Here is a 22,149-nt window from a genome sequence, read left to right as displayed (position 1 = left end):
ATTGATGAAATTGCGCGACGCCGACCTGTTTCGTCACGTCTCGGCTGACAACGCAGCGCTGTACCGCGCCGTGCTCGACGGTTTTTCTGCCGCTAAACGGGCCTTTCGGCTACATCTGCGGCCGGACGATTTACTGCGTGAGGCGCGCTGGCCGGGCGCGCCACCGTCTGCCGAGGCGCTGGCACAGGCGCTGGATCAACTGGTCGCCTGGGGCAATCTGCGTGCCCAGGCCGACACCGCAAGAGTCGCCACGCTGGAGGACTTTTACCGGCGCCGATTGTTGTATCGGCTCACCCCCGGCGGCGAGGCGGTGGAAGCCGGTCTGGCGGCTTATGTGACGGCACTGGCGCGCCGGGGCGAGCTGCAAACCGTGGCGCTCGACGACATCCTGGCGCGGCTGACCACGCTGCGGCTGCTTGCCGATCAGGCCGCACCCGACGCGCCCAAGGTGCACGAGGCGCTGCGCGATCTGGTGCACGTGTTCGAAGGTCTGGCGCGGCATGCCGAAGTGTTCATGGCCGACCTGTCACGCACCCTGGAACTGCAACGCGCCGAGCTGGACGCCGTTATGGGCTTCAAGACCCGGCTCATCGATTATCTGGAGCGCTTCATCCGCGAGCTGGTTGAGCGTGCCGGGCGCATTGCCGCCGCGCTGGATGCCCTGCAACCGTCGATTGACGGTCTGCTGGACCTGGCAGCGGCGCGCGAGGCCGGTGACGCTGCGCCGGGCGATGACGCCGATCGCCAAGCCTCGCGGGCGCTCAAACGCACCGCCTGGGTTGAGCGCTGGCAGGGCATTCGCCTCTGGTTTCTATCGGACGGACGCCTGCCCGCCCAGGCGGAGCTGCTGCGCGCAGCGGCGCGCTCTGCGATTCCGCGGCTGCTCTCGGCAGTGTCGGCGCTCAACGAGCGGCGCGCCGGGCGCAGTGACCGCAGTGCCGACTTTCGGCGGCTGGCGGTCTGGTTTGCGCAGACCCCCCATGCCGGCGACGCGCATCGCCTGTGGCGTGCCGCCTTTGGCCTGTCGCCGGCGCGGCATCTGGCGCTGGCCGTTGTCGATGATGTCCCGGCTAGCACACCGTGGGGCGCCGCGCCGCCGCTGACCATTCAGCCGCGGCTGCGTGAGCAGGCCCGGCTGCCGACGCGCGGCGGCCCGACGTTGATCCGCGACCGCAGCCAGGCACGGGCCTTGTTGGCAGCCCAGATGGCCGAACAGAACGCGCAACTGACGCGGGCACGCGAGCGGCTCACGGCGGCGGGCTACACGCGGCTGTCGCAGCTTGGGGTGCTGGATGCGGCGGCGTTCCGCCTGTTTCTCAACCTGCTGGGAGAAGCCCTGTCGGCGCAGCAACAGCCTGATCAGCCGGTGGAACGCAGCAGCGCCGACGGCCTGCTGCGGGTACGCCTCACGCCGCTGGTCGATGGCACGCAGGCGGTCATCGAAACCGAGCTGGGGCGGTTTGCGGGCCGTGATCACCTCATCGAAGTGATGGCGGTCTCCTGATGGCAGGCGCCTCTCGCGACCGGGTCACCGATGTCCTGGCCCGTCAGCAGGCCGCCGAACAGGAGCAGGCCCTGCGGGCGCTGTTGATGCGTCCGCTGCTGCCCGCCAGTGACCCCGATTACGTTCATGTTCGGCGCCACGTCGGTGCGCTGCGTGAATGGCTGGCGCGCGAAACCGGCTGGACGCTGTTGGTCGAGCGCGAATGTGCGCGGCTCTACAAGCGCCCCGGATCGCTGGATGACGCCACCCGTGGCGCCGCCGGGTTTGACGGCGCTCTGGCGCGCGAACGTTACGTGCTGTTGTGTCTGGTCTGCGCGGTGCTGGAGCGCGCCGAGCCGCAGATCACCTTGCAGATTTTGGGCGAACGGCTGATCGAAGCGGCGGCCGACGATGAACTCGTCGCCCTGGGCTTTTCCTTCACCTTGGAGGCGGTACGCGAGCGGCGTGATCTGGTGCACGTGTGCCGGTATCTGATGCAACTCGGCGTGCTCGGTCTGGTGGCGGGTGACGAGGGGCGCTTTGTCGAGCGCGGCCGCGATGCCGATGTCCTCTATGACGTGCATCGCCGCGTGTTGGCCGCGTTGCCGGGCGGCAGTCGCGGCGCCAGTTGGCTGGCGACGACCCAGCCGCAGCTTGACTTTGAAGGGCGGCTGAGCGCCCTGGTTGAAGACTTTGCGCCCGACAGCGAACAAGGTCGGCGCGACGCCGCACGCCACCGGGTTGCGCGTTGCCTGCTGGATGATCCGGTGGTCTATCACGATGAACTGAGCCCCACCGAGCGCGATTACCTCGCCAGCCAGCGTGGCCCCATGGCCGCCCGGCTGGCCGACGCCCTCGGTCTGGTGGCCGAACTGCGCGCCGAGGGGCTGGCACTCGTTGATCCCGATTCAGAGTTGACCGACGAACGCATGCCCGCCGTCGGCACCGATGCCCACGTCACCCTGCTGCTGGCCGAGTATCTCGCTGCGGCCGATCGCGCATCGCCTGGCCGCGTGCACATGTTGGTGGAGCTGGCCGCCTTCGTGCGCGACGCCGCCGATCAGTACGGGCGCTACTGGAGCAAGACCGCGCGCGAGCCGGGGGCCGAAAGCCCGTTGGCCGAGCAGGCCGTCAATCGCCTGGTGGCGCTCAAGCTATTGCGACGACAGGGGGCGGGTTTCATTGCCCGGCCCGCGCTGCTGCGCTATGCCTTCGACGCCCCGCAGCAGCGCGGTGACGCCGAACATCCGCGACAGGCGGCGTTGCTGTGAGCGAACTCAGACGGCCAACCCTGCCCGAGCCGCAATTGCCGCGCTGGCAGCCGCTGCGCTGCGGGCTGGTGGAGTTGTTCTACTACGACGCCGAAGAATTCTGGTTCCGCGACGGCCATCTGCTGCTGCGCGGCAACAACGGCACCGGCAAATCCAAGGTGTTGTCGCTGACCCTGCCGTTTCTGTTCGACGCCAGCTTGCGTTCCGAGCGCATCGAACCCGATGGTGACCGCAGCAAGCGCATGGAATGGAACCTGCTCATGGGCGGTGGCGCCGGCGAGCGCCGTACCGGTTACACCTGGGTGGAGTTTGGCCGCCGCGACGAGCACGGCGCCGCGCACTACCTGACCCTGGGCTGCGGCCTGCGCGCGGTGGCCGGCAAGGCGGTGGAACCCTGGTATTTCCTGACCCACCAGCGCATCGGGGACACCCTGTGGCTGACCACGCCCGAGCGCACGGCGCTGTCGCGTGACCGTCTCGAAGCGGCCATCGGCGGCAGTGGCCAGGTTTTTGACAGCGCCCAACATTACCGGCGCGCGGTCGATGAACGACTGTTTCATCTCGGCGAGGCGCGCTACGCCGCCTTGATCGACACGTTGATCCAGTTGCGTCAACCGCAGTTGTCCAAGCAGCCCGACGAAAAGCGGCTGTCAAACGCGCTCAGCGAAGCGTTGCCGCCGCTGGATCGCGGCCTGCTGGAAGACGTTGCCGAATCGTTCAACCGGCTCGAAGACCTGAAGCGTGAACTCGACGAACTTGAGGCCATGCACAAGGCCGTCGCCGGTTTCGAGAAGCGCTATCGCCACTATGCCCAGGTTGCGGCACGCCGCCGCGCAGCGGACATGCGGCGCGCCCAGACGCGCTTCGACGACGCCAGCCGCGAAGTCAACGAAGTCGCCGCCGAACGGCAGGCGGCCGAGGCCGAGGTGCATCGGCTTGCCGCGCTCGATCAGCAACTCAAGCAGCAGATCATTGAAGACGAAGCGCGCGTGCAGGCGCTGGCAGAAGACCCCGCCCACCGCGACGCCAAACGGCTGGACGAGGCCAAAGACGAGGCCGAGAGGGCCCGCCAGGGGCAGGCCGATGCCGACCGCCGCGTCGATGACAGCCGGGCGCGGCAGGCGCGCGAGGCGGCGCAGACCGGCGAGAGTCAGCGCCAGGCTGCGGCATCGCGTAAACGACTGGTCGCCGAACTGGATGCGACCGCGCAACTGGCCGAGGTCACCGGGTTGGCCAGCGCTCACGCGCGGGCCCTGGGTGATGTTGCCCTGCCCGAGGGCGCCGTCGCGGTGGCGGCCGAGCTGCCCGAGCAACTACGACGTACCACCGACGATGCGGCGCAGGCGCGGCTGCGGCAGATCGCGCTGCTGCGCAAGCGGCTGGCAGAACGCGCGCGGGTCCAGCGCGAGCAGGAGCGCGCCGCCGATGACCGCAGCGCCAAGGCCGACACCTTTGATGATGCAACCGCAACCGTCGAAACCCGCCAGCGCGAACAGCGCCAGGCCGGCAGCGCCCTGCTGGACGCGTGGCAGTCCCACCTCGCCGGGTTGCGCACGCTGTCGCTGGGTGATGCCGAGGCCGCGCGTGACGCACTTGAAGACTGGATCGACAGCGGCGAAGGCAGCAACCCGCTGCGGGCGGCGCTGGAGCAAGCCGCGCGCACGCGCGAGCAGGCACTGGCGCAAACCGAAGCCGACCTGCGCCAGCAACAGCGCACCGTGGCCGACGAACAGACACGGCTGCGCGGCGAACACGAGGCCCTAGCGCGCGGCGATGATCGCGTGCCGCCACCGCCGCCGACGCGGGCGCCCGACAGTCGTCTTGATCGCCCCGGCGCGCCGTTGTGGCAGTTGGTCGATTTCACCGAGGACACGCCGGCCGATCAGCGCGCCGGTCTGGAGGCCGCGTTGCAAGCCAGCGGTCTGCTCGATGCCTGGGTCACGCCCGCCGGTGAGGTGCTCAACCCTGCGACCCACGACCTGATGCTGGTGGCGCGCGCGCCGGTGGCTGGGGACAGCGTGCGGCGCTATCTGCGGACCAGCATTCCGGCGCAGGGCGCAGCCGCTGCGGTGTCGGCGCAGACCGTCACCGATCTGCTCGACAGCATCCATGCCGGCGATGACGACGCCGCACAGGCTGAGGCCTGGGTGTCGCCGCTCGGCCGATTCCGTGTCGGTCCGGTACAGGGTGCGTGGTTGAAGCCGCAGGCCGAGTTCATCGGTCACGCCGCACGCGAAGCGGCGCGCCAGCAGCGGCTTGCCGAGATCGCGCAGCGGCAGGCCGAACTGACCGCGCTGGCTGCCGAACTGACGGCAGAGCAGGATGAGGCGGCGCGTACGCGCGCGTCCATAGGCTATGAGCGGGACACCGCGCCCGGCGACGCGGCGCTGCTGCGCGCCCAGGCCGCGTTTGCCGAGGCCGAGCGGCAGCGGCGGGTGGCGCAGGCGCGTCTGGCCGAGGCCGAGGCGCGGCTGGCTGCCGCCACCACGGCGGTGCAGCGCGCCTGCGACGCGCTGGACCTCGACGCCGCTGATCTTGGATTGCCGACCGACGCGGCTGCGCTCGACACGCTGGCACAGCAGGTGCACGACTATCGCCAAGGCGCAGCGCTGCTGGCCGCAACCCTGCGCGAACATCGTCGTGATGGCCTGGACCTCACTGCGCAGTCGCAGCGCCAGCAGCACGCCGAAGAAGCACTGCGGCGCGCCGAGGCCGAGTGCCAGCAGCAGACCCGCACCGCCCAGCAGGCCCGGACCCGCTATGAAACCCTGCGTGACACGGTGGGTGAGCGTGTCGAAGCCCTGCAAGCCAAGTTGGGCGCGGCCCGCAACGCGCTGGATCAGCATCGCAACCAGCGCGATGACACCGTCAAAGTGCAGATCGAAGCAGGTGGCCGTTTGTCGGCCGCAACAGAAAAGGAAAGCGGCGCCCGACTTCGACTCGAAGAGCGCAGCGAAGACCGCCGCCTTGCCATCGGTGTGCTGCAAGCCTTCAGCGCCGCCGGTCTGTTGCGGCAGGCGTTGCCGGAGGTTGAATTGCCACCGCTGGACAGTGTCTGGGGCGTGGACGCCGCACGCAGTCTGGCGCGCCGCGTCGAGCAGGCGCTGACCGAGGTGGCGGCAGACGACGGCGACTGGCAGCAGGTGCAGAAGAACATCGGACACCACCTCACCGAGCTGCAGGGCGCGATGTCGGCGCAGGGTCATGAGGCGGTGATGGAATTCACCGACGACTGCATGCAGGTGCACATCGTCTATCGCCAGCGCCCGGAGCGCCCCGACCGCCTGCGCGCGCAGCTCGATGCCGAGCGCGAAGAGCGCCGCCGGCAACTCTCGGCCAACGAACGCGAGATTCTTGAAAACCACTTGCAGCAGGAAATCGCCTCCGAACTACAGCGGCTGATTCAGGACACCGAGCACCGCCTTGGCGACATCAACAAAGAGTTGGAGCGTCGCCCCACCTCCACCGGCGTGCGCTTTCGTCTGGCGTGGCTGGCCGCCGACAACGACGAGGCCCCGACCGGCCTCGCCGAAGCGCGCCAGCGTTTGCTGCGCACCCGCAGCGAGGCCTGGTCGGCCGAGGACCGGCAGGTGGTGGGCGCGTTTCTGGGGCGTCGCATCGAGGCCGAACGGGCGCGTGACGACCAAGCCGTGCAACTCGACGTGCTCACTCAGGCGCTGGACTACCGGCGCTGGCATCGCTTCGCCGTGCAGCGCAAGCGCTCGCGTGATGACGTGGACTGGCGGCCACTGAGCGGCCCGGCGTCCAGTGGCGAAAAGGCGCTGGGGCTGACCGTGCCGTTGTTCGCCGCTGCCAGCAGTTTTTATCAAAGCGCCCATGAGTGGGCGCCCAGGCTGGTGTTGCTCGACGAGGCCTTCGCCGGTATCGACGACGATGCGCGCCGTCACTGCATGGCGCTGATTCGTGAGTTCGACCTTGATTTCGTGATGACCAGCGAGCGTGAATGGGCCTGCTATGCCGAGCTGCCCGGCGTGGCCATCAGCCAACTGGTGCGCCGCGAGGGGGCCGATGCCGTGTTCGTGTCGCGCTGGCACTGGGACGGCCGCGAGCGGCGTCCGGAGAGTGACCCGGCACGGCGCTTCCCCGAGGTAACGCCGCCGTGACCCACGACCTTGCGCGCTTGCAGCGCCTGCTGGGCGGCGCAGGGCTCGCAGGCTTGCGGCAGCGATTGCGCGCGAGGCTTGGCCGCGCCGCGCCCGCCGAGGCCTTCACCCTAACCGGCTTGACCTCGACCGAGCGCCGCGCGCTGGAAGGCTTGCTGGGGCGGGCCAGCACGCAGGCCGCGTCGTTGCGGCTCAGCCACGCTGAACTCGACGCGGCGCTGGCGCGTGCCGGTCTGGCCGCCGATCTGCACGCCGCGCTGGTGGCGCTGGACGGGCCAATACACACCCACGCCGATCGGCAGCGGCGCACGCAGGCGTGGCAAGACGTTTTTGCAAGCGTCACCGACGCGCGCCTGCGATCGGTGCTCGACACTGCGGCGGGGCAGGGCTTGGTCAAGCGACTCGCCGGCACGCCAGAAGCAGCCGGTGACCTGTTGGCCAGCGCAGCCCAGGTTTTGACGCGGCTGCCGGCCCACGGCATTCCGCTGGCTGAGTTGGCCGCCGCCAGCGTTGGCGATGCCCACGCCCTCGATCCCGGCGGCAGGCTTGCCGCCCTGGTGCTGCGCGCCGCCGAGGCAAGCGGCCATGACGGCATGAAGTCACCGTCGGGTGACGAAAAGGATGAGCGGCTGCGCAGCCGCTGGGCGCGCCAGGGTGTGGCGGTCAACGAACTGGCGGCGCCGGTGTTGTGCCTGAACCTGGACGCGGCGCCCGACACCGTCTGTGGCCAGTGGCTGACGGCGGCCCGGCAGGCAGGCGAACCGCTGCACCTGAGCCTGCGCAGCCTGCTGCGCGCGCCGCCGCAGTGGCGAGTCAAGGGTCAGCCCGTGTTCGTCTGCGAAAATCCGGCCATCGTGGCGATTGCCGCGCAACGCTTGGGCGCGGTCTCGGCGCCGCTGGTCTGTACCGACGGCATGCCCGCCGCCGCGCAGCGCACCCTGCTGGCGCAACTCGCCGCCAGCGGCGCGCAGTTGCGCTATCACGGCGATTTCGACTGGCCCGGCCTGCGCATCGGTAATTTTGTGATGCGCAGCTTCGGTGCCGAACCGTGGCGGTTTGCGGCGCAGGACTACGCGGCAACGTCTGGCCGGGCGCTGGATGATCACGTTGCTGCGGCATCGTGGGATGCGCACCTCGCGCCGAAGATGCAGGCCGTCGGGTTTGCGCTCGATGAGGAAGCGGTGGTTGAGGGGCTGATCAACGATTTGGCGAGCCGTGGAAACACATGAAGCCCTCATCTGCCCTGCTGTTGTTCGGCCCCGGCATGTTGCTTGCGGCCACCGGGGTGGGCGCGGGCGATCTGGCCACGGCGGCGTTTGCCGGCGGGCATCTGGGCACTGCCGTTTTGTGGGCGGTGGTGCTGGGCGCGCTGCTCAAGTTTGGTTTGAACGAGGGCCTTGCACGCTGGCAGCTGGCCACCGGGACGACCTTTCTGGAAGGGGTTGCGGCGCGCCTCGGCAAGGGCTGGCTTTGGCTGTTTTTGCCCTATCTGCTGCTGTGGAGCTACTTCGTCGGCGCTGCCCTGATCAGCGCCTGCGGGGTGGCGGCGCAGGCGCTGCTGCCGCTGGGTGCGGATGCGCTGGGCCGTCGAATCTGGGGCATCGCCCATGCCGTGGTCGGCATTGGCCTGGTTTGGGTGGGCGGCTTCCGACTGTTCAAGGCGGTGATGCAGGTCAGCATCGCGCTGATGTTTGTGGTGGTGCTGGTGACGGCCGTGCGGTTGTGGCCGGGGGCACCCGAGGTCGCGGCTGGCCTGTGGCCGCAGATTCCCGATCAGCCCGGGGCATTGGGCTGGACGCTGGCGCTGATGGGCGGTGTCGGCGGCACGCTCACGGTGCTGTGTTACGGCTACTGGATGCGCGCTGCCGGACGCGAGACGCCGCAAGCCTTGCGCAGCACGCGCATCGATCTGGGTGTGGCCTATGCCCTGACGGCGCTGTTCGGCATGGCGATGGTGGTGATTGGCAGCCGCGTGCCCGTCAGTGGCGGCGGCGCAACGCTGATTGTTGATCTCGGCAACGCCTTGAAAGACGCGCTGGGCCCCGGTGCGCGGGCCTCTTTTCTGGTCGGCGCCTGGGCGGCGCTGTTCTCCAGCCTGCTGGGCGTGTGGCAGGCGGTGCCGTATCTGTTTGCCGATGTCTGCCGGGTGCTGGGCTTGAGTGAGGTCGCCGTAGCCGACCTGGAACGCAGCCGACCCTATCGTGGCTATCTGCTGGCGTTGGGGTTGGTGCCGATGCTTGGGTTGGCATTCCAGTTCGAGCAGATGCAAAAGCTCTACGCGCTGATCGGTGCGCTGTTCATTCCGGTGTTGGCGTTGGCGCTGTTGGTGATGAACGCGCGGCGCGCGTGGGTCGGCGCACAGGCCAATGGCGTGATCACCACGACGTTGCTGATCGGTACGCTGGTCCTCTTTCTCGGGCTGATGCTGATGGGTATTTCCGCCGGCTGAGCGGTTCATCACCCAGGACCCACGCAGACCTTGGCTACACTGGCGGCTGACCCCCAAGGCGGCGCACCGTGTTTCTGATTGACAAGATCATTCTGCTCGCGGCCGTGCTGATTCTGGTTGGGATCATCTCCAGCAAGTTGTCGGCCCGCATGGGCCTGCCGGTGTTGGTGCTGTTTCTCGTCATTGGCATGCTCGCCGGTGACAGCGGTATTGGCGGCATCATTTTCAATAACGCCGACGCCGCGCACGCCCTGGGCACTTTGGCGCTGGCGATCATTCTTTACGACGGCGGCCTGCAGACGCCGATCACGTCGGTCAAGGCGGTCTGGAAGCCAGCGGCGGTGCTTGCCACCTGGGGGGTGCTGGTTACGGCAGTGATTGCCGGTATGGCGGCGATGTGGATCCTCGATCTGTCGCCACTGGAAGGTCTGCTGGTCGGCGCCATTGTCGGCTCCACCGATGCGGCGGCGGTGTTTTCGCTGCTGCGAAATGCAGGAATTCACATCCAGCCGCGGCTCAAGTCGACGCTGGAGATCGAGAGCGCTTCGAACGACCCGATGGCAATTTTCCTGACCGTTGGCCTGCTCGAAGTGCTGATGAACGATCTGCCGTTCGGTCTCGGTCTGCTCCAGCTTTTTGTCATGCAGATGGGCGTTGGTGCGGCCGTGGGTCTGGGTGTGGGTTGGCTTTCGGTGCGTCTCATCAACCGCATTCAGCTGGTGGCCTCAGGCCTTTACCCGGTGCTGGTCGCGGCCTGTGGATTGCTGGCGTTTGGTATTGCCGCGAATCTCGGCGGCAGCGGCTTTCTGGCGATCTTCATTGCCGGTGTCTTCGTCGGCAACAGCCGTTTCGTCTTTCAGCGCAGCACCTTTTTGTTCCATGACGGCCTGGCGTGGCTGGGGCAGATCACCATGTTTCTGGTGTTGGGCCTGTTGGTGCACCCGCCGGCCCTGCTCGACATCTGGCTTGAAGGGCTGATCATTGCGGCGGTGCTGATCTTCATCGCCCGTCCGCTGGCGGTGGTGCCCACCTTGCTGCCGTTCGGCTTCAATGCCCGCGAGATCACCCTGGTGTCGTGGGTGGGTCTGCGCGGCTCGGTGCCGATTATTCTGGCGATCTTTCCGCTGATCTTCGGCATGTCCGGCGCGCCGCTGATCTTCAATGTGGTGTTCTTCGTGGTGCTGATTTCGGCGACCGTGCAGGGTTCGACCTTGCCCATCGTCGCCCGAAAACTGGGCCTGGCTGAACCGGCGCCGCTGACGCCGCCCGCCACGCTGGAGATCACCGCGCTGGGCGACGTCGATGCCGACATCGTGCAGTACACGCTGGGCGAAACCTCGCGCGCGGCTGGGCGACGGTTGTCGCAGATGGCATTGCCGGTGGGCGCGGTGGTGGCGATGATCACCCGCGAAACTAGGGTCATTCCGCCGCGCGGTTCGACCGCGCTTGAGGCAGGCGATCATCTGTTCGTGGTGTTGCGACCCGAGACGCGCCTGCTGGTCGACCGGGTCTTCATGTCGTCCTCTGACGAGGTCTCGGTGATGCGGCTGCCGCCCGCCGAGTTGCGCGTCAAAGGCACCACGCGGGTCGAAGACTTGCGCGTTTGCTATGGCATCGAACTGGGGGCGGACGACACGCTCACGCTCGATCAACTGCTGCGCCAACACTTGGCAGACGCGGTCTCTGTTGACGCCCGCTGGGTGCAACACGGCACGGCGCTGCGGGTCTGCGAGATGGTCGACCAGCGCATCGCCACCGTCGGGCTGATGCCGGCCCACGACGCTGCCTTGCCACGAGCCTAGTGCCAGAATGCCGCCATGAAGCTCTATCACAACCCCCGTTGCTCGAAGTCGCGCCAGGCGCTGGCCTTGCTGGAAGAACGCGGCCTGGCCCCCGAAGTGATTCGTTACCTTGAGACGCCGCCCGATGCGTCTACCCTCGACAACATCTGCAAGGCCCTGAAAATGGCGCCTTCGGCACTGGTGCGATTTAAGGACGACGCGGCCCGCCAGCTCGGGCTTGCGGCCGACGATGTGCGGTCTCGTGACGAATGGCTGGCGCTGCTGGCCGCCCACCCTGCGCTGATCGAGCGGCCCATTCTGGTGGTGGGCAAGCGTGCGGTAATTGGCCGACCACCGGATGCCGTCCTGTCCCTGCTGTAAGCACCGAACTATTTGCGAGCCGCACATGACGTCTCTATTGATTGGCAAAGGCGACACCGCCCAGACCCTGCTGGCCCGCTACGCCAACCGCCACGGCTTGGTCGCGGGCGCGACCGGCACCGGCAAGACCGTCACCTTGCAGGTGCTCGCTGAAGGGTTCTCGGCGCTTGGCGTGCCGGTGTTTTGCGCCGACGTGAAGGGTGATCTGTCCGGCCTGGCGGCCGCCGGTGCCGACAATCCAAAGCTCGCCGAGCGCGCTGCCAAGGTCGGCGTGACCGGTTATGCACCCGCCGCCCAACCGGTGGTGTTTTGGGACATCTTCGGCAAGAGCGGGCACCCAAGTCGCACCACGGTGTCCGAGATGGGGCCGTTGTTGCTGGCGCGCCTGTTGTCGCTGAGCGACGCGCAGGCCGGTGCGCTGGCAGTGGCGTTCCAGTTTGCCGATGACAACGGCCTGGCGCTGCTGGACATGAAGGATTTGACCTCGCTGCTCCGCCATGTGGCCGAGAACGCCAAAGCCATCGGCGCGCAGTACGGGTTGGTCAGCACGGCCTCGGTGTCGGCCATTCAGCGCGCGCTGCTGCAATTGACGCAGGAGGGCGGCGAGGCACTGTTCGGCGAGCCGGCGCTGGAGTTGGCCGACCTGATGCGCACCGACCTTTCGGGGCGCGGCATCATCAACGTGCTGGCGGCCGACGTGCTGTTTCAGCGGCCGCGCCTGTACGCGACCTTCCTGTTGTTCCTGCTCTCGGAGCTGTTTGAATCCCTGCCGGAAGTCGGTGACCTCGACAAGCCGCGGCTGGTTTTCTTCTTCGATGAAGCGCACTTGCTGTTCAAGGACGCACCCAGGGCCTTGGTTGACAAGGTCGAACAGGTCGTGCGGCTGATTCGCTCCAAAGGGGTGGCCGTGTACTTCGTCACTCAGAACCCGCTGGACCTGCCCGAAACCGTGCTCGGCCAGTTGGGCAATCGCGTGCAGCATGGCTTGCGGGCGTTCACCCCGCGCGACCAGAAGGCGGTCCGCGCGGCCGCCCAGACCTTCCGCGAAAACCCGGGCCTGGACGTGGAAGCGGCCATCACCGAAATGGGTGTCGGCGAGGCACTGGTCTCAACCTTGCAGGACAAGGGCATTCCCAGCCCGGTGGAACGCACCATGGTGGCGCCGCCGCGCAGCCGCATGGGGCCGCTGACCGCCGAAGAGCGTCAGGCGGTCATCCAGCGCAGCCCGGTGTCCGGTCGCTATGAAGCCCTGGTGGATCGCGAGTCGGCCTACGAAATTCTGGCGCGGCGCGCTGCCGAGGCCGAAGCCAGGGCCGCCGAAGACGAGGCCGCTGCGGGGCGTGCCCAGACATGGTCGGCCCAGACCCCGGACGGGGCCGGTGGCGGCATGGTCAAGCCGGCCGCCCGACGTCAGACCCGTGCGGCGCCGCAGTCGATGACCGAAAAGGCCATGCAGTCGGCGGTGCGCAGCGCCGGCAGTGCCGTGGGCCGCGAGGTCGGGCGGCAATTGCTGCGCGGCCTGCTCGGCTCGTTGTTGAAACGATGAGCGGCGAACGCGACCGCTGCCATGCGTTGATGATCGCCGGTCTGGCGCGCCTGTCGCTGGGCTTGCCGGACGAGGCCCTGCTGCAACTGCGGCAGTATCTCGACGAGCTGGAAAAGTGGAATGCGGCTTACAACCTGACGGCGGTGCGCGACCGCGACGGCATGGTGAGCCGGCACCTGCTCGATGCGCTGGCCATCGTGCCGCCGCTGCATCCGGCGCTGTCGGCGCCCGGCGCCCGGCTGCTGGATGTCGGCAGCGGCGCGGGTCTGCCGGGTCTGGTGCTGGCCGTGCTCTATCCGGCGCTGGACGTCACCGTGCTCGACAGCAACGGCAAGAAGGCGCGCTTTCTGCGCCACGCGGTGCGGACCCTGAAGCTGGGCAACGTGACCGTCGCCGAGGCCCGCGTTGATGCCTGGCAGCCATCGGCGCCGTACACCCTGATCACCAGCCGCGCCTTCGCCGCACTGGCCGATTTCTTCGCCAGCACCGCAGCCTTGCTGGCCCCTGGTGGTCAATGGGCGGCGATGAAGGGCAAACTAGCCGACCGCGAGCTGGCCGACGTGCCCGCGAGCATCCACATCAGGGAGTCCATGCGCGTGCAGGTGCCCGGTCTCGACGAGGCGCGTCATCTGATACTCGCCGTCCCAACATGAGCTACGTCATCGCGGTTGCCAACCAGAAGGGCGGGGTGGGGAAAACCACCACGTCAATCAATCTTGCCGCCTCACTGGCCGCCACCAAGCGCCGCGTGTTGCTGGTCGACCTGGACGCGCAGGGCAACGCCACCATGGGTGTCGGCGTCGACAAGAACGCGCTGGAACGCACCGCGCGCGACGTGTTGCTGGAGCACGCCAACATTCGCGACGTCATCGTGCCGGTGCCGCGTTCGCTGATGTCGCTGCTGCCGGGCAATGCCGACATGACCGAGGCGGAGATCAAGCTGCGCGACGTACCGGCCGGCGACTTCGCACTCAAGTCCGCGCTGGCCGATGTGGCCGACGACTACGACTACGTGCTGCTCGACTGCCCGCCGGCGCTGTCCAAGCTCACCGTCAACGCGCTGGTCGCCGCCGATGGCGTGCTGATCCCCATGCAGTGCGAGTATTACGCGCTGGAAGGGTTGAGTGCGCTGATGGACACGGTCGGCAAAATCAAGCGCGTCATCAATCCCAATCTTGAAATCGAAGGCCTGTTGCGCACCATGTTTGACCCGCGCAACAACCTGTCGAACGACGTCTCGGCGCAACTTGAAAGCCACTTCGGCGACAAGGTCTACCGCACCATCGTGCCGCGCAACGTGCGTCTGGCCGAAGCGCCGAGTCATGGCTTGCCGGTGATGCTGTACGACGCGCAGTCCACCGGCGCGCGCGCCTACCTGGCGCTGGCGGGCGAAGTTTTGCGGCGCCACGATCCCCGTGCGGCGCGTCATCGGAAGGATGCAGCATGAGTCAGAAAAAGCGCGGTCTTGGGCGCGGATTGGGATCATTGTTGTCCGACGTCTCGGCGCTGGGCGTGGCCGCGGAAGGCGATAGCGGCTTGGCCGACCTGCCGGTCGCGCAGTTGCAGCCGGGTGCGCACCAGCCGCGCAAGCATTTTGATGAGGCGGGTCTGGCCGAGCTGGCCGACTCGATTCGCGCGCGCGGTATCGTTCAGCCGTTGATTGTTCGCCCGGTGTCCGGCGGCCGTTTCGAGATCGTGGCCGGTGAACGGCGCTTCCGTGCCGCGCAGCTGGTCGGCCTCAAGGTCGTGCCTGCCATCGTCCGCGAGATGGACGAGCGCGAGGCCATGGCGGTTGCGCTGGTCGAAAACATTCAACGCGCCGACCTGAACCCGCTGGAAGAATCGACCGCGCTGCGCAAGCTTATCGACGAATGTGGGCTCACCCACGAGCAATGCGCGCAGGCGGTGGGCCGCTCGCGCACCCAGGTCAGCAACCTGCTGCGCCTGGCCGAGCTGGACCCGGTGGTGCAGAACGCCGTGCGCGAGGGGCGTCTGAGCCTCGGTCACGCCAAGGTGTTGCTGGGCGCGCCGCCCGAGCGGCAGGCCGAGCTGGCGCATCACGCCATCCACCGTGAACTCACCGTGCGCCAGACCGAAGTGCTGTTGCGTGAGTCGGCGCGGCCCAAGCCCGCGCCGCGCGCGCCGGCGCGTGCCGAGCCCGAGCTGGAGCAACGCCTGAGCAGTGCCTTTGGCTTGCCGGTGCGTATTCAGCCCGGCCTGAAAGGGCAGGGCAAATTGCTGATCAGCTATCAGGATTCAGCCGAGTTGCGACGCCTGCTTGGCCTGTTTGAGAGTTGAGGCGGGCTTTCACACGGCCGACATCAATTGCGCCTGCGGAAACGCCCCTCACAGGGGGCTTTGCGCCCCTGAACCGAAAATTAGCGTTGCGAATCAGTGATCGTGCCGCTACAATTCGCCGCGCTTGCTGCAGTGCACACAAACGGAGAAGCCCATGAAAGTGGTCCTTCGACTGGCCGCACTGCAAGCCGCGAGCGCAATCATCCTTGGTTTGGGATGGTGGTTCGCTATAGACAACATGCATGGTTTGGCCGCCCTGGTGGGTGGCGCCATCGCCGCAACATTGACGCTCTACGCAGGGGTGCAGACATTTTCTCGTCCCGCGACTGATCCTCACACGATCGCGCGTCAATTCGTGCGGGCGCAGCAAAAAAAATGGTTGTTGGCCGTCGTGCTTTTCGCACTGGCCTTGAAAGGACTGGCGGCATATGCATTGCCACTGATCCTCGCATTCGCGATTGGGGTCAGCTTTTACAAGCTGGCACTACTTTGGAACTGACGGGCGAGTTCACGTTATGGCGGGAGACAACACGGCTGCAGGGTATGTCACGCACCACCTTGAGCACCTCAAGGCCGGCAGCGAGCAGGGTTTCATTCGTTTTGAGACCTGGCACCTCGACACGCTGTTTTTCTCAACGGTGCTCGGCTTGTTGATGCTCACGGTGTTCCGTATCGTCGCCGTTCGCGCCACCAGCGGCGTCCCCGGCAAGCTGCAGTCATTCGTCGAAGTGCTGGTCGGCTTTGTCGATGATTCAGTGAAGGGCAGCTTCCACGGCAACCGGGGCTTTGTTGCGCCCATGGCGCTCACCATTTTCGTCTGGGTGTTCCTGTGGAACGTCATGGACTTGATCCCGGTTGACCTGTTCCCGATTCTGGGTCAGCTCGTCGGTCTTGAGTACATGCGTGTCGTGCCCTCGGCCGACATGAGCGCCACTTTCGCGCTGTCGATCTCGGTGTTCTTCCTGATTCTGATCTACAGCATCAAGGGCAAGGGCGTGGGCGGCTTCGCCAAGGAGTACTTGACCCACCCGTTTGGCAAGAATCCATTGCTGATTCCCGCCAACCTGATCATCAATACCGTTGAACTGCTCGCCAAGCCGCTGTCGCTGGCGCTGCGACTGTTCGGCAACCTTTATGCCGGTGAACTGATCTTCATCCTGATCGCGTTGCTGGGCATGGCATGGACCGGCTTCAACTTCATGAGTCTGGGCCTGTTCTTCGGACAACTCGTGGCAGGGTTTGGCTGGGCGGTGTTCCACATTCTGGTGGTGACCCTGCAGGCATTTATCTTCATGACGTTGACCATCGTGTACCTCGGCATGGCACACGAGCATCACTAAGCAAGTCAGTACGCAGTTTCTTCACCCCCTCACTTCTTTTTAGTACACACGGAGCACTTCGATGGAACTCATTGCCCAGATTCAGGCCAACACGGCTATCACGGTTGGTCTCATCTTCGGTCTGGCAGCGCTTGGTACGGCCATCGGCTTCGGCCTGTTGGGCGGCAAGCTGCTCGAAGGCGTTGCCCGCCAGCCGGAACTGGCCAACAACCTGCAGACCAAGATGTTCATCGTCGCCGGTCTGCTCGACGCCGTCGCGATTATCGGTGTGGCCATGGGCCTGCTGATGATGTTCGCAAACCCGTTCCTCGCCGCCGTTCAGGGCTAAGAGGGGTTCGCCCCACGTCGCGCAAGGCATTCCTGGTTTAAGCGGAGTTTTCGATGGGTATCAGCATTCCGTCCGTCCTCGGACAAATGATCGTCTTCCTACTGTTCGTGATGTTCACGATGAAGTACGTCTGGCCGCCGATCATGAAGGCGATGGAAGAGCGCGAAGCCAAGATCCGCGACGGCCTGGCCGCCGCCGAGAAGGGCAAAGCGGCACTCGCCGAGGCGTCATCGAAGTCGGATGAAGAGCTCAAGGCGGCCCGCGTCCAGGCCCAGGAAATCATTGCCGCGGCCAACAAGCAGGCCACGCAACTGGTCGAAAAGGCCAAGGGCGATGCGACCACCGAGCAGCAGCGGATCATTGCCAGCGGTCACGCCGAGGTGGAGCAGATGGCCGCCCAGGCACGCGATGCACTGCGTAAGCAGGTGGCAGACCTCGCGGTTTCGGGTGCCGAGCAGATCCTCAAGCGCGAAGTCGATGCCAAGGCGCATGCCGAGATTCTCGATCGCCTTGCCGCGCGCATTTAAGGATCGGCCCTGATGAGCTCATTGAGTCAAATCGCCCGACCCTACGCCAAAGCGGTGTTCCAGTTGGCGCGCGAACAATCGACGTTGCCCGCCTGGTCCGATGGCCTCGGTCAGCTAGCCGAGGTGGTTGCCGATGATTCGGTTGCCGCGCTACTGGGGCACCCCCGCGTCGAGCCGGCAACCCTGGTCGATGCGCTGGTGCCGGCACTCGGTGACGGGCTGGGCGAGCAGGGCCGCAACTTTTTGGCCGTGCTGGCCGAACAGGGGCGCCTGTCCGCATTGCCCGACATCAAGCTTCAGTTCGACGCGCTCCGCGCCGAAGCCGAGCGCACGGTGTCGGTGAGCATCACCACGGCAGAGTCGGTTGATGCGCAGCGGCAGGGGTCGTTTGCCGAGGTGATTGCCAAGCGGCTCGGTCGCGAGGTCAAGATTGATTGGGCCACCGATGTGAGCCTGATTGGCGGCGCGGTCATCCGCGCCGAAGATCTGGTGATTGACGGGTCGATTCGCGGCGAGCTTCAGCGGTTGCAGAAACAGATTGGGCAGTGAGCGGGTCATCGCGCCTTTAAGTCAGGTCGGTCTTGGTGACCGGTCAACGACGTCAACGATATAGAGACGAACATGCAGCTGAATCCTTCAGAAATCAGCGACCTCATCAAGAGCCGCATTCAGAATTTTGAATCGGCCTCCGAGGCGCGCAACACCGGCACCGTGGTGTCCTTGCAGGACGGTATCGTCCGCATTCACGGTCTCTCAGATGCCCTGCAGGGTGAAATGCTCGAGTTTCCGGGCAACACTTTCGGCCTCGCCCTCAACCTCGAGCGCGACTCGGTCGGCGCAGTGGTGCTGGGTGATTACAAGCACCTGAAGGAAGGCGACACGGTCAAAACCACCGGCCGCATCCTCGAAGTGCCGGTCGGTCCCGAGTTGCTCGGCCGCGTGGTCAATGCACTGGGTCAGCCCATCGACGGCAAAGGCGCGATTGACGCCACCGAAGTGAGCCCCATCGAAAAAGTTGCCCCGGGCGTGATCTGGCGTAAGTCAGTCGATCAGCCGGTGCAGACCGGGTACAAGGCGATTGACGCCATGGTGCCCGTCGGTCGTGGCCAGCGTGAGCTGATCATCGGTGACCGTCAGACCGGCAAGACCGCGATGGCGATCGACACCATCATCAACCAGAAGCACTCGGGCGTTAAGTGCATCTACGTGGCCATCGGCCAGAAGAACAGCTCGATTGCCGGCGTGGTGCGCAAGCTCGAAGAAAACGGCGCCATGGCCTACACCACGGTGGTCGCCGCCAGCGCCTCGGAATCCCCCGCGCTGCAGTTCATTGCCCCGTACTCGGGCTGTTCGATGGGCGAATATTTCCGTGACAACGGCGAAGACGCACTGATCATCTATGACGATCTGTCCAAGCAGGCCGTGGCCTACCGTCAGGTGTCGTTGCTGCTGAAGCGTCCGCCGGGCCGCGAAGCCTATCCCGGCGACGTGTTCTATCTCCACAGCCGTCTGTTGGAACGCGCCGCGCGCGTCAACGCCGAGTACGTCGAGAAGCATACCAACGGCAAGGTGAAGGGCAAGACCGGTTCATTGACCGCGCTGCCCATCATCGAGACCCAGGCCGGTGACGTGTCGGCCTTCGTGCCGACCAACGTGATCTCGATCACCGACGGTCAGATTTTCCTTGAGACCGACCTGTTCAACGCCGGTATTCGCCCCGCCATGAACGCCGGCATCTCGGTGTCACGCGTCGGTGGTTCTGCGCAGACCAAGATCGTCAAGAAGCTCGGCGGCGGCGTGCGTCTGGCGCTGGCGCAGTATCGTGAACTTGCGGCCTTCGCCCAGTTCGCCTCGGATCTCGATGAAGCCACCCGCAAGCAGCTGGAGCGCGGCCAACGCGTCACCGAGCTGATGAAGCAGAAGCAGTACGCCCCGCTGTCTGTGGCGCTGATGGGTGCTTCGCTTTACGCCGTGGAAAAAGGGTACCTGGACAAGGTGCCGGTCGAACAGATTCAGCCCTGGGAAGCCGGCCTGCATCAGTTTCTCACCAGCAGCCATCAGGCCTTGGTCGACAAGATCAATGTCAAGGGCGACTGGAACGACGAGATCGAAGCCGGCTTGAAAGCGGCGATGGAAGCCTACGCCAAGCAGTCATCCATCTAAATGATGATGGTGACTCGCTTCCTTCCCCCTAATCCCCGGAGCTAACAGTGGCAGGCGCAAAAGAAATCCGCGGCAAGATCAGCAGCGTGAAGAACACGCAGAAGATCACGCGCGCGATGGAAAAAGTCGCCATGTCGAAAATGCGCAGGGCGCAGGATCGCATGGCACAGGCGCGTCCCTACGCGGCGCAGATTCGCAAGACGCTGGGCCACCTCGCGGCGGCAAGCCGTGACGAGCCCAATGTGTTCTTGACGCCGCGGCCGGTGAAACGCGTGGCCTATCTGGTGGTGAGCACCGACCGGGGTCTGTGCGGCGGTCTCAACATCAACCTGTTCCGCTCGGTGATGCGGTCGGTGTCTGAAGCGCGCTCCGACGGCGCCGAAGTGCAGTTCGCGATCATCGGCGGCAAGGCGGTGTCGTTCTTCCGTCGCGTTGGCGGCAAGGTGCTCGCGCAGACCACGCAGCTTGGCGACAAGCCGCAGCTCGACGATTTGACCGGCGTGATCAAGGTGCTGGTCGACGCCTATCGCGATGGCGAAGTCGACCGTATCGAGCTGATCTCGACCCAGTTCGTCAACACCATGACGCAGAAGCCCCATTCGCAGGTGTTGCTGCCGGTGCAGCCGGTGACCGACGACCTGCCGGATCATTGGGACTATCTCTATGAGCCCAGCGCGGCGGCGTTGATTGACAGCGTCATCACCCGTTACATCGAGTCGCAGATTTATGGCGCCGTGATTGAAAACGTGGCCTGTGAAATGGCGGCCCGCATGGTGGCCATGAAGTCGGCCACCGAGAACGCCGGCGACATCATTTCCGGGTTGCAGCTTGCCTACAACAAGGCGCGCCAAGCCAACATCACCAAGGAACTCGCCGAGATTGTCGGCGGTGCCGCGGCCATCAATTAGCAGCCGTATTTGACACAGGTGTAGGTCGGGCTTCAGCCCGACGTGAACGTCGGCCTGAAGGCCGACCTACGGGACAGGAACAAAGGATTACCAAACATGAGTACCGGCAAAATCGTTCAAATCATCGGCGCAGTGGTTGACGTTGAATTCCCGCGCGATGCGGTGCCGAACATCTATGACGCGTTGACGGTCGACGGCACCGAGCTGACCCTCGAAGTTCAGCAGCAGCTGGGTGACGGCGTGATCCGCGCCATTGCCATGGGCTCCTCCGACGGCCTCAAGCGTGGTCTGGTCTGCCAGAACACCGGCGCCGGCATCTCCGTGCCGGTGGGCGCCGCGACCCTGGGTCGCATCATGAACGTGCTAGGCGAGCCGCAGGACGAGCGTGGCCCGGTGGCCAGCGAAACCCGCTGGACCATTCACCGCGACGCGCCGTCTTATGAAGACCAGTCCGGCTCGACCGATTTGCTGGAAACCGGCATCAAGGTCATCGACCTACTCTGCCCGTTCGCCAAGGGCGGCAAGGTCGGTCTGTTCGGCGGTGCCGGCGTCGGCAAGACCGTGAACATGCTTGAGCTGATCAACAACATCGCCAAGGAGCACTCGGGTCTGTCGGTGTTCGCTGGCGTCGGTGAACGTACCCGCGAAGGCAACGACTTCTATCACGAGATGGCCGAATCCGGCGTTATCGATCTCGAGAACCTGCCCGAATCGAAAGTGGCGATGGTCTACGGCCAGATGAACGAGCCGCCGGGCAACCGTCTGCGCGTGGCGCTGTCGGGCCTGACCATGGCCGAGTACTTCCGCGACGAAGGCCGCGACGTGCTGTTCTTCGTCGACAACATTTATCGCTACACCCTGGCCGGCACCGAAGTGTCCGCACTGCTCGGCCGTATGCCGTCAGCCGTGGGTTACCAGCCAACCTTGGCTGAAGAAATGGGCGTGTTGCAGGAGCGCATCACCTCGACCAAGACCGGCTCGATCACCTCCATCCAGGCCGTGTACGTGCCGGCCGATGACTTGACCGACCCGTCACCGGCGACCACCTTCGCCCACTTGGACGCCACCGTCGTGTTGTCGCGTGACATCGCCTCATTGGGAATTTACCCGGCCGTGGATCCGCTGGACTCGACCAGCCGCCAGCTCGACCCCAACGTCATTGGCGACGAGCACTACCAGTGCGCCCGCGACGTGCAGGGCGTGCTGCAGCGCTACAAGGAACTGAAAGACATCATCGCCATCCTCGGGATGGACGAACTGTCCGAAGACGACAAGAAGGCCGTGGCCCGCGCCCGCAAGATTCAGCGCTTCCTGTCGCAGCCGTTCTTCGTCGCCGAAGTGTTCACCGGCTCGCCCGGCAAGTATGTGTCGCTCAAGGAAACCATTCGTGGCTTCCAGGGCATCGTCAACGGCGATTACGACCACATGCCGGAACAGGCGTTCTACATGGTCGGCACCATCGACGAAGCCATCGAGAAAGCGCAGAAAATGAAGTGAGGCCGCGACCCGACCTTCGCGTCGGGTACACCATCCCCTTCATTGCGAGAACG

General features: G+C 65.7%; 19 protein-coding genes. All 19 read left to right on the top strand.

The genetic code is table 11. The features are described from left to right. Window positions 1-4: 4 nt before the first annotated feature. Window positions 5-1,504, top strand: a complete 1,500-nt coding sequence (locus tag U741_RS0100430) for a TIGR02677 family protein (RefSeq protein ID WP_029888521.1) — start codon at window positions 5-7, stop codon at window positions 1,502-1,504. Continuing rightward, the gene (locus U741_RS0100425) at window positions 1,504-2,754 is read left to right on the top strand and encodes a TIGR02678 family protein (RefSeq protein ID WP_029888520.1); all 1,251 of its coding nucleotides are present in this window, start codon (window positions 1,504-1,506) and stop codon (window positions 2,752-2,754) included. Before U741_RS0100430 ends, U741_RS0100425 begins: the two co-directional genes overlap by 1 nt. Continuing rightward, entirely contained in the window at window positions 2,751-6,878 is a 4,128-nt protein-coding gene (locus tag U741_RS0100420; RefSeq protein ID WP_029888519.1) for a TIGR02680 family protein, read from the top strand. The genes U741_RS0100425 and U741_RS0100420 overlap by 4 nt, the downstream gene beginning before the upstream one ends. Then, a complete protein-coding gene (locus tag U741_RS0100415) occupies window positions 6,875-8,107 on the top strand; it encodes a TIGR02679 family protein (protein WP_029888518.1) in 1,233 nt (410 codons plus the stop codon). The genes U741_RS0100420 and U741_RS0100415 overlap by 4 nt, the downstream gene beginning before the upstream one ends. Beyond that, entirely contained in the window at window positions 8,104-9,327 is a 1,224-nt protein-coding gene (locus U741_RS0100410) for an Nramp family divalent metal transporter (RefSeq protein ID WP_200872650.1), read from the top strand. Before U741_RS0100415 ends, U741_RS0100410 begins: the two co-directional genes overlap by 4 nt. 68 nt (window positions 9,328-9,395) lie before the next feature. Further along, window positions 9,396-11,129: a potassium/proton antiporter gene (locus tag U741_RS0100405; protein WP_029888516.1), complete on the top strand. Its 1,734-nt coding sequence runs from the start codon at window positions 9,396-9,398 to the stop codon at window positions 11,127-11,129. A gap of 15 nt (window positions 11,130-11,144) precedes the next feature. Next, a complete protein-coding gene (gene arsC, locus U741_RS0100400) occupies window positions 11,145-11,489 on the top strand; it encodes an arsenate reductase (glutaredoxin) (RefSeq protein ID WP_029888515.1) in 345 nt (114 codons plus the stop codon). A gap of 25 nt (window positions 11,490-11,514) precedes the next feature. Continuing rightward, a complete protein-coding gene (locus tag U741_RS0100395) occupies window positions 11,515-13,035 on the top strand; it encodes a helicase HerA-like domain-containing protein (RefSeq protein WP_029888514.1) in 1,521 nt (506 codons plus the stop codon). Further along, window positions 13,032-13,688, top strand: coding sequence for a 16S rRNA (guanine(527)-N(7))-methyltransferase RsmG (gene rsmG, locus U741_RS0100390; RefSeq protein ID WP_029888513.1), 657 nt, complete (start codon window positions 13,032-13,034; stop codon window positions 13,686-13,688). The genes U741_RS0100395 and rsmG overlap by 4 nt, the downstream gene beginning before the upstream one ends. Then, window positions 13,685-14,482: a ParA family protein gene (locus U741_RS0100385; protein ID WP_029888512.1), complete on the top strand. Its 798-nt coding sequence runs from the start codon at window positions 13,685-13,687 to the stop codon at window positions 14,480-14,482. The genes rsmG and U741_RS0100385 overlap by 4 nt, the downstream gene beginning before the upstream one ends. Then, a complete protein-coding gene (locus U741_RS0100380) occupies window positions 14,479-15,333 on the top strand; it encodes a ParB/RepB/Spo0J family partition protein (RefSeq protein ID WP_029888511.1) in 855 nt (284 codons plus the stop codon). The genes U741_RS0100385 and U741_RS0100380 overlap by 4 nt, the downstream gene beginning before the upstream one ends. 154 nt (window positions 15,334-15,487) lie before the next feature. Continuing rightward, window positions 15,488-15,832 (top strand): ATP synthase subunit I, encoded by a 345-nt coding sequence (locus tag U741_RS0100375; RefSeq protein WP_029888510.1) that lies wholly within the window; start codon window positions 15,488-15,490, stop codon window positions 15,830-15,832. A 16-nt stretch (window positions 15,833-15,848) separates the two neighbouring features. After that, entirely contained in the window at window positions 15,849-16,673 is an 825-nt protein-coding gene (gene atpB, locus U741_RS0100370) for a F0F1 ATP synthase subunit A (protein ID WP_029888509.1), read from the top strand. 61 nt (window positions 16,674-16,734) lie between these two features. Continuing rightward, complete coding sequence (gene atpE / locus U741_RS0100365; protein ID WP_029888508.1) at window positions 16,735-17,001, top strand: F0F1 ATP synthase subunit C; 267 nt, start codon at window positions 16,735-16,737, stop codon at window positions 16,999-17,001. Between the two features lie 53 nt (window positions 17,002-17,054). After that, window positions 17,055-17,528, top strand: a complete 474-nt coding sequence (locus U741_RS0100360; RefSeq protein ID WP_029888507.1) for a F0F1 ATP synthase subunit B — start codon at window positions 17,055-17,057, stop codon at window positions 17,526-17,528. A 12-nt stretch (window positions 17,529-17,540) separates the two neighbouring features. Then, complete coding sequence (locus U741_RS0100355; protein ID WP_029888506.1) at window positions 17,541-18,077, top strand: F0F1 ATP synthase subunit delta; 537 nt, start codon at window positions 17,541-17,543, stop codon at window positions 18,075-18,077. Between the two features lie 72 nt (window positions 18,078-18,149). After that, window positions 18,150-19,691: a F0F1 ATP synthase subunit alpha gene (gene atpA / locus U741_RS0100350; protein WP_029888505.1), complete on the top strand. Its 1,542-nt coding sequence runs from the start codon at window positions 18,150-18,152 to the stop codon at window positions 19,689-19,691. A gap of 47 nt (window positions 19,692-19,738) precedes the next feature. Beyond that, on the top strand, window positions 19,739-20,599 hold the full coding sequence (gene atpG / locus U741_RS0100345; RefSeq protein ID WP_029888504.1) for a F0F1 ATP synthase subunit gamma: 861 nt from the start codon (window positions 19,739-19,741) through the stop codon (window positions 20,597-20,599). A 96-nt stretch (window positions 20,600-20,695) separates the two neighbouring features. Beyond that, on the top strand, window positions 20,696-22,096 hold the full coding sequence (gene atpD, locus U741_RS0100340; RefSeq protein WP_029888503.1) for a F0F1 ATP synthase subunit beta: 1,401 nt from the start codon (window positions 20,696-20,698) through the stop codon (window positions 22,094-22,096). Window positions 22,097-22,149 lie beyond the last annotated feature (53 nt).

Source organism: Polycyclovorans algicola TG408 (genome assembly GCF_000711245.1).
GTDB classification, from domain to species: domain Bacteria; phylum Pseudomonadota; class Gammaproteobacteria; order Nevskiales; family Nevskiaceae; genus Polycyclovorans; species Polycyclovorans algicola.
Note: the sequence above shows the minus strand (reverse complement) of the source record. Positions and strands in the feature narration are given on the sequence as shown.

Excerpts from the sequence above, each read along its gene's own strand:
- U741_RS0100380 (WP_029888511.1), top strand. The coding sequence starts at position 14,479 with ATGAGTCAGAAAAAGCGCGGTCTTGGGCGCGGATTGGGATCATTGTTG.
- atpD (WP_029888503.1), top strand. The coding sequence starts at position 20,696 with ATGAGTACCGGCAAAATCGTTCAAATCATCGGCGCAGTGGTTGACGTT.
- U741_RS0100410 (WP_200872650.1), top strand. The coding sequence starts at position 8,104 with ATGAAGCCCTCATCTGCCCTGCTGTTGTTCGGCCCCGGCATGTTGCTT.
- U741_RS0100385 (WP_029888512.1), top strand. The coding sequence starts at position 13,685 with ATGAGCTACGTCATCGCGGTTGCCAACCAGAAGGGCGGGGTGGGGAAA.
- U741_RS0100375 (WP_029888510.1), top strand. The coding sequence starts at position 15,488 with ATGAAAGTGGTCCTTCGACTGGCCGCACTGCAAGCCGCGAGCGCAATC.
- atpB (WP_029888509.1), top strand. The coding sequence starts at position 15,849 with ATGGCGGGAGACAACACGGCTGCAGGGTATGTCACGCACCACCTTGAG.
- atpE (WP_029888508.1), top strand. The coding sequence starts at position 16,735 with ATGGAACTCATTGCCCAGATTCAGGCCAACACGGCTATCACGGTTGGT.
- rsmG (WP_029888513.1), top strand. The coding sequence starts at position 13,032 with ATGAGCGGCGAACGCGACCGCTGCCATGCGTTGATGATCGCCGGTCTG.
- U741_RS0100395 (WP_029888514.1), top strand. The coding sequence starts at position 11,515 with ATGACGTCTCTATTGATTGGCAAAGGCGACACCGCCCAGACCCTGCTG.
- U741_RS0100355 (WP_029888506.1), top strand. The coding sequence starts at position 17,541 with ATGAGCTCATTGAGTCAAATCGCCCGACCCTACGCCAAAGCGGTGTTC.
- U741_RS0100430 (WP_029888521.1), top strand. The coding sequence starts at position 5 with ATGAAATTGCGCGACGCCGACCTGTTTCGTCACGTCTCGGCTGACAAC.
- atpA (WP_029888505.1), top strand. The coding sequence starts at position 18,150 with ATGCAGCTGAATCCTTCAGAAATCAGCGACCTCATCAAGAGCCGCATT.
- U741_RS0100425 (WP_029888520.1), top strand. The coding sequence starts at position 1,504 with ATGGCAGGCGCCTCTCGCGACCGGGTCACCGATGTCCTGGCCCGTCAG.
- arsC (WP_029888515.1), top strand. The coding sequence starts at position 11,145 with ATGAAGCTCTATCACAACCCCCGTTGCTCGAAGTCGCGCCAGGCGCTG.
- U741_RS0100360 (WP_029888507.1), top strand. The coding sequence starts at position 17,055 with ATGGGTATCAGCATTCCGTCCGTCCTCGGACAAATGATCGTCTTCCTA.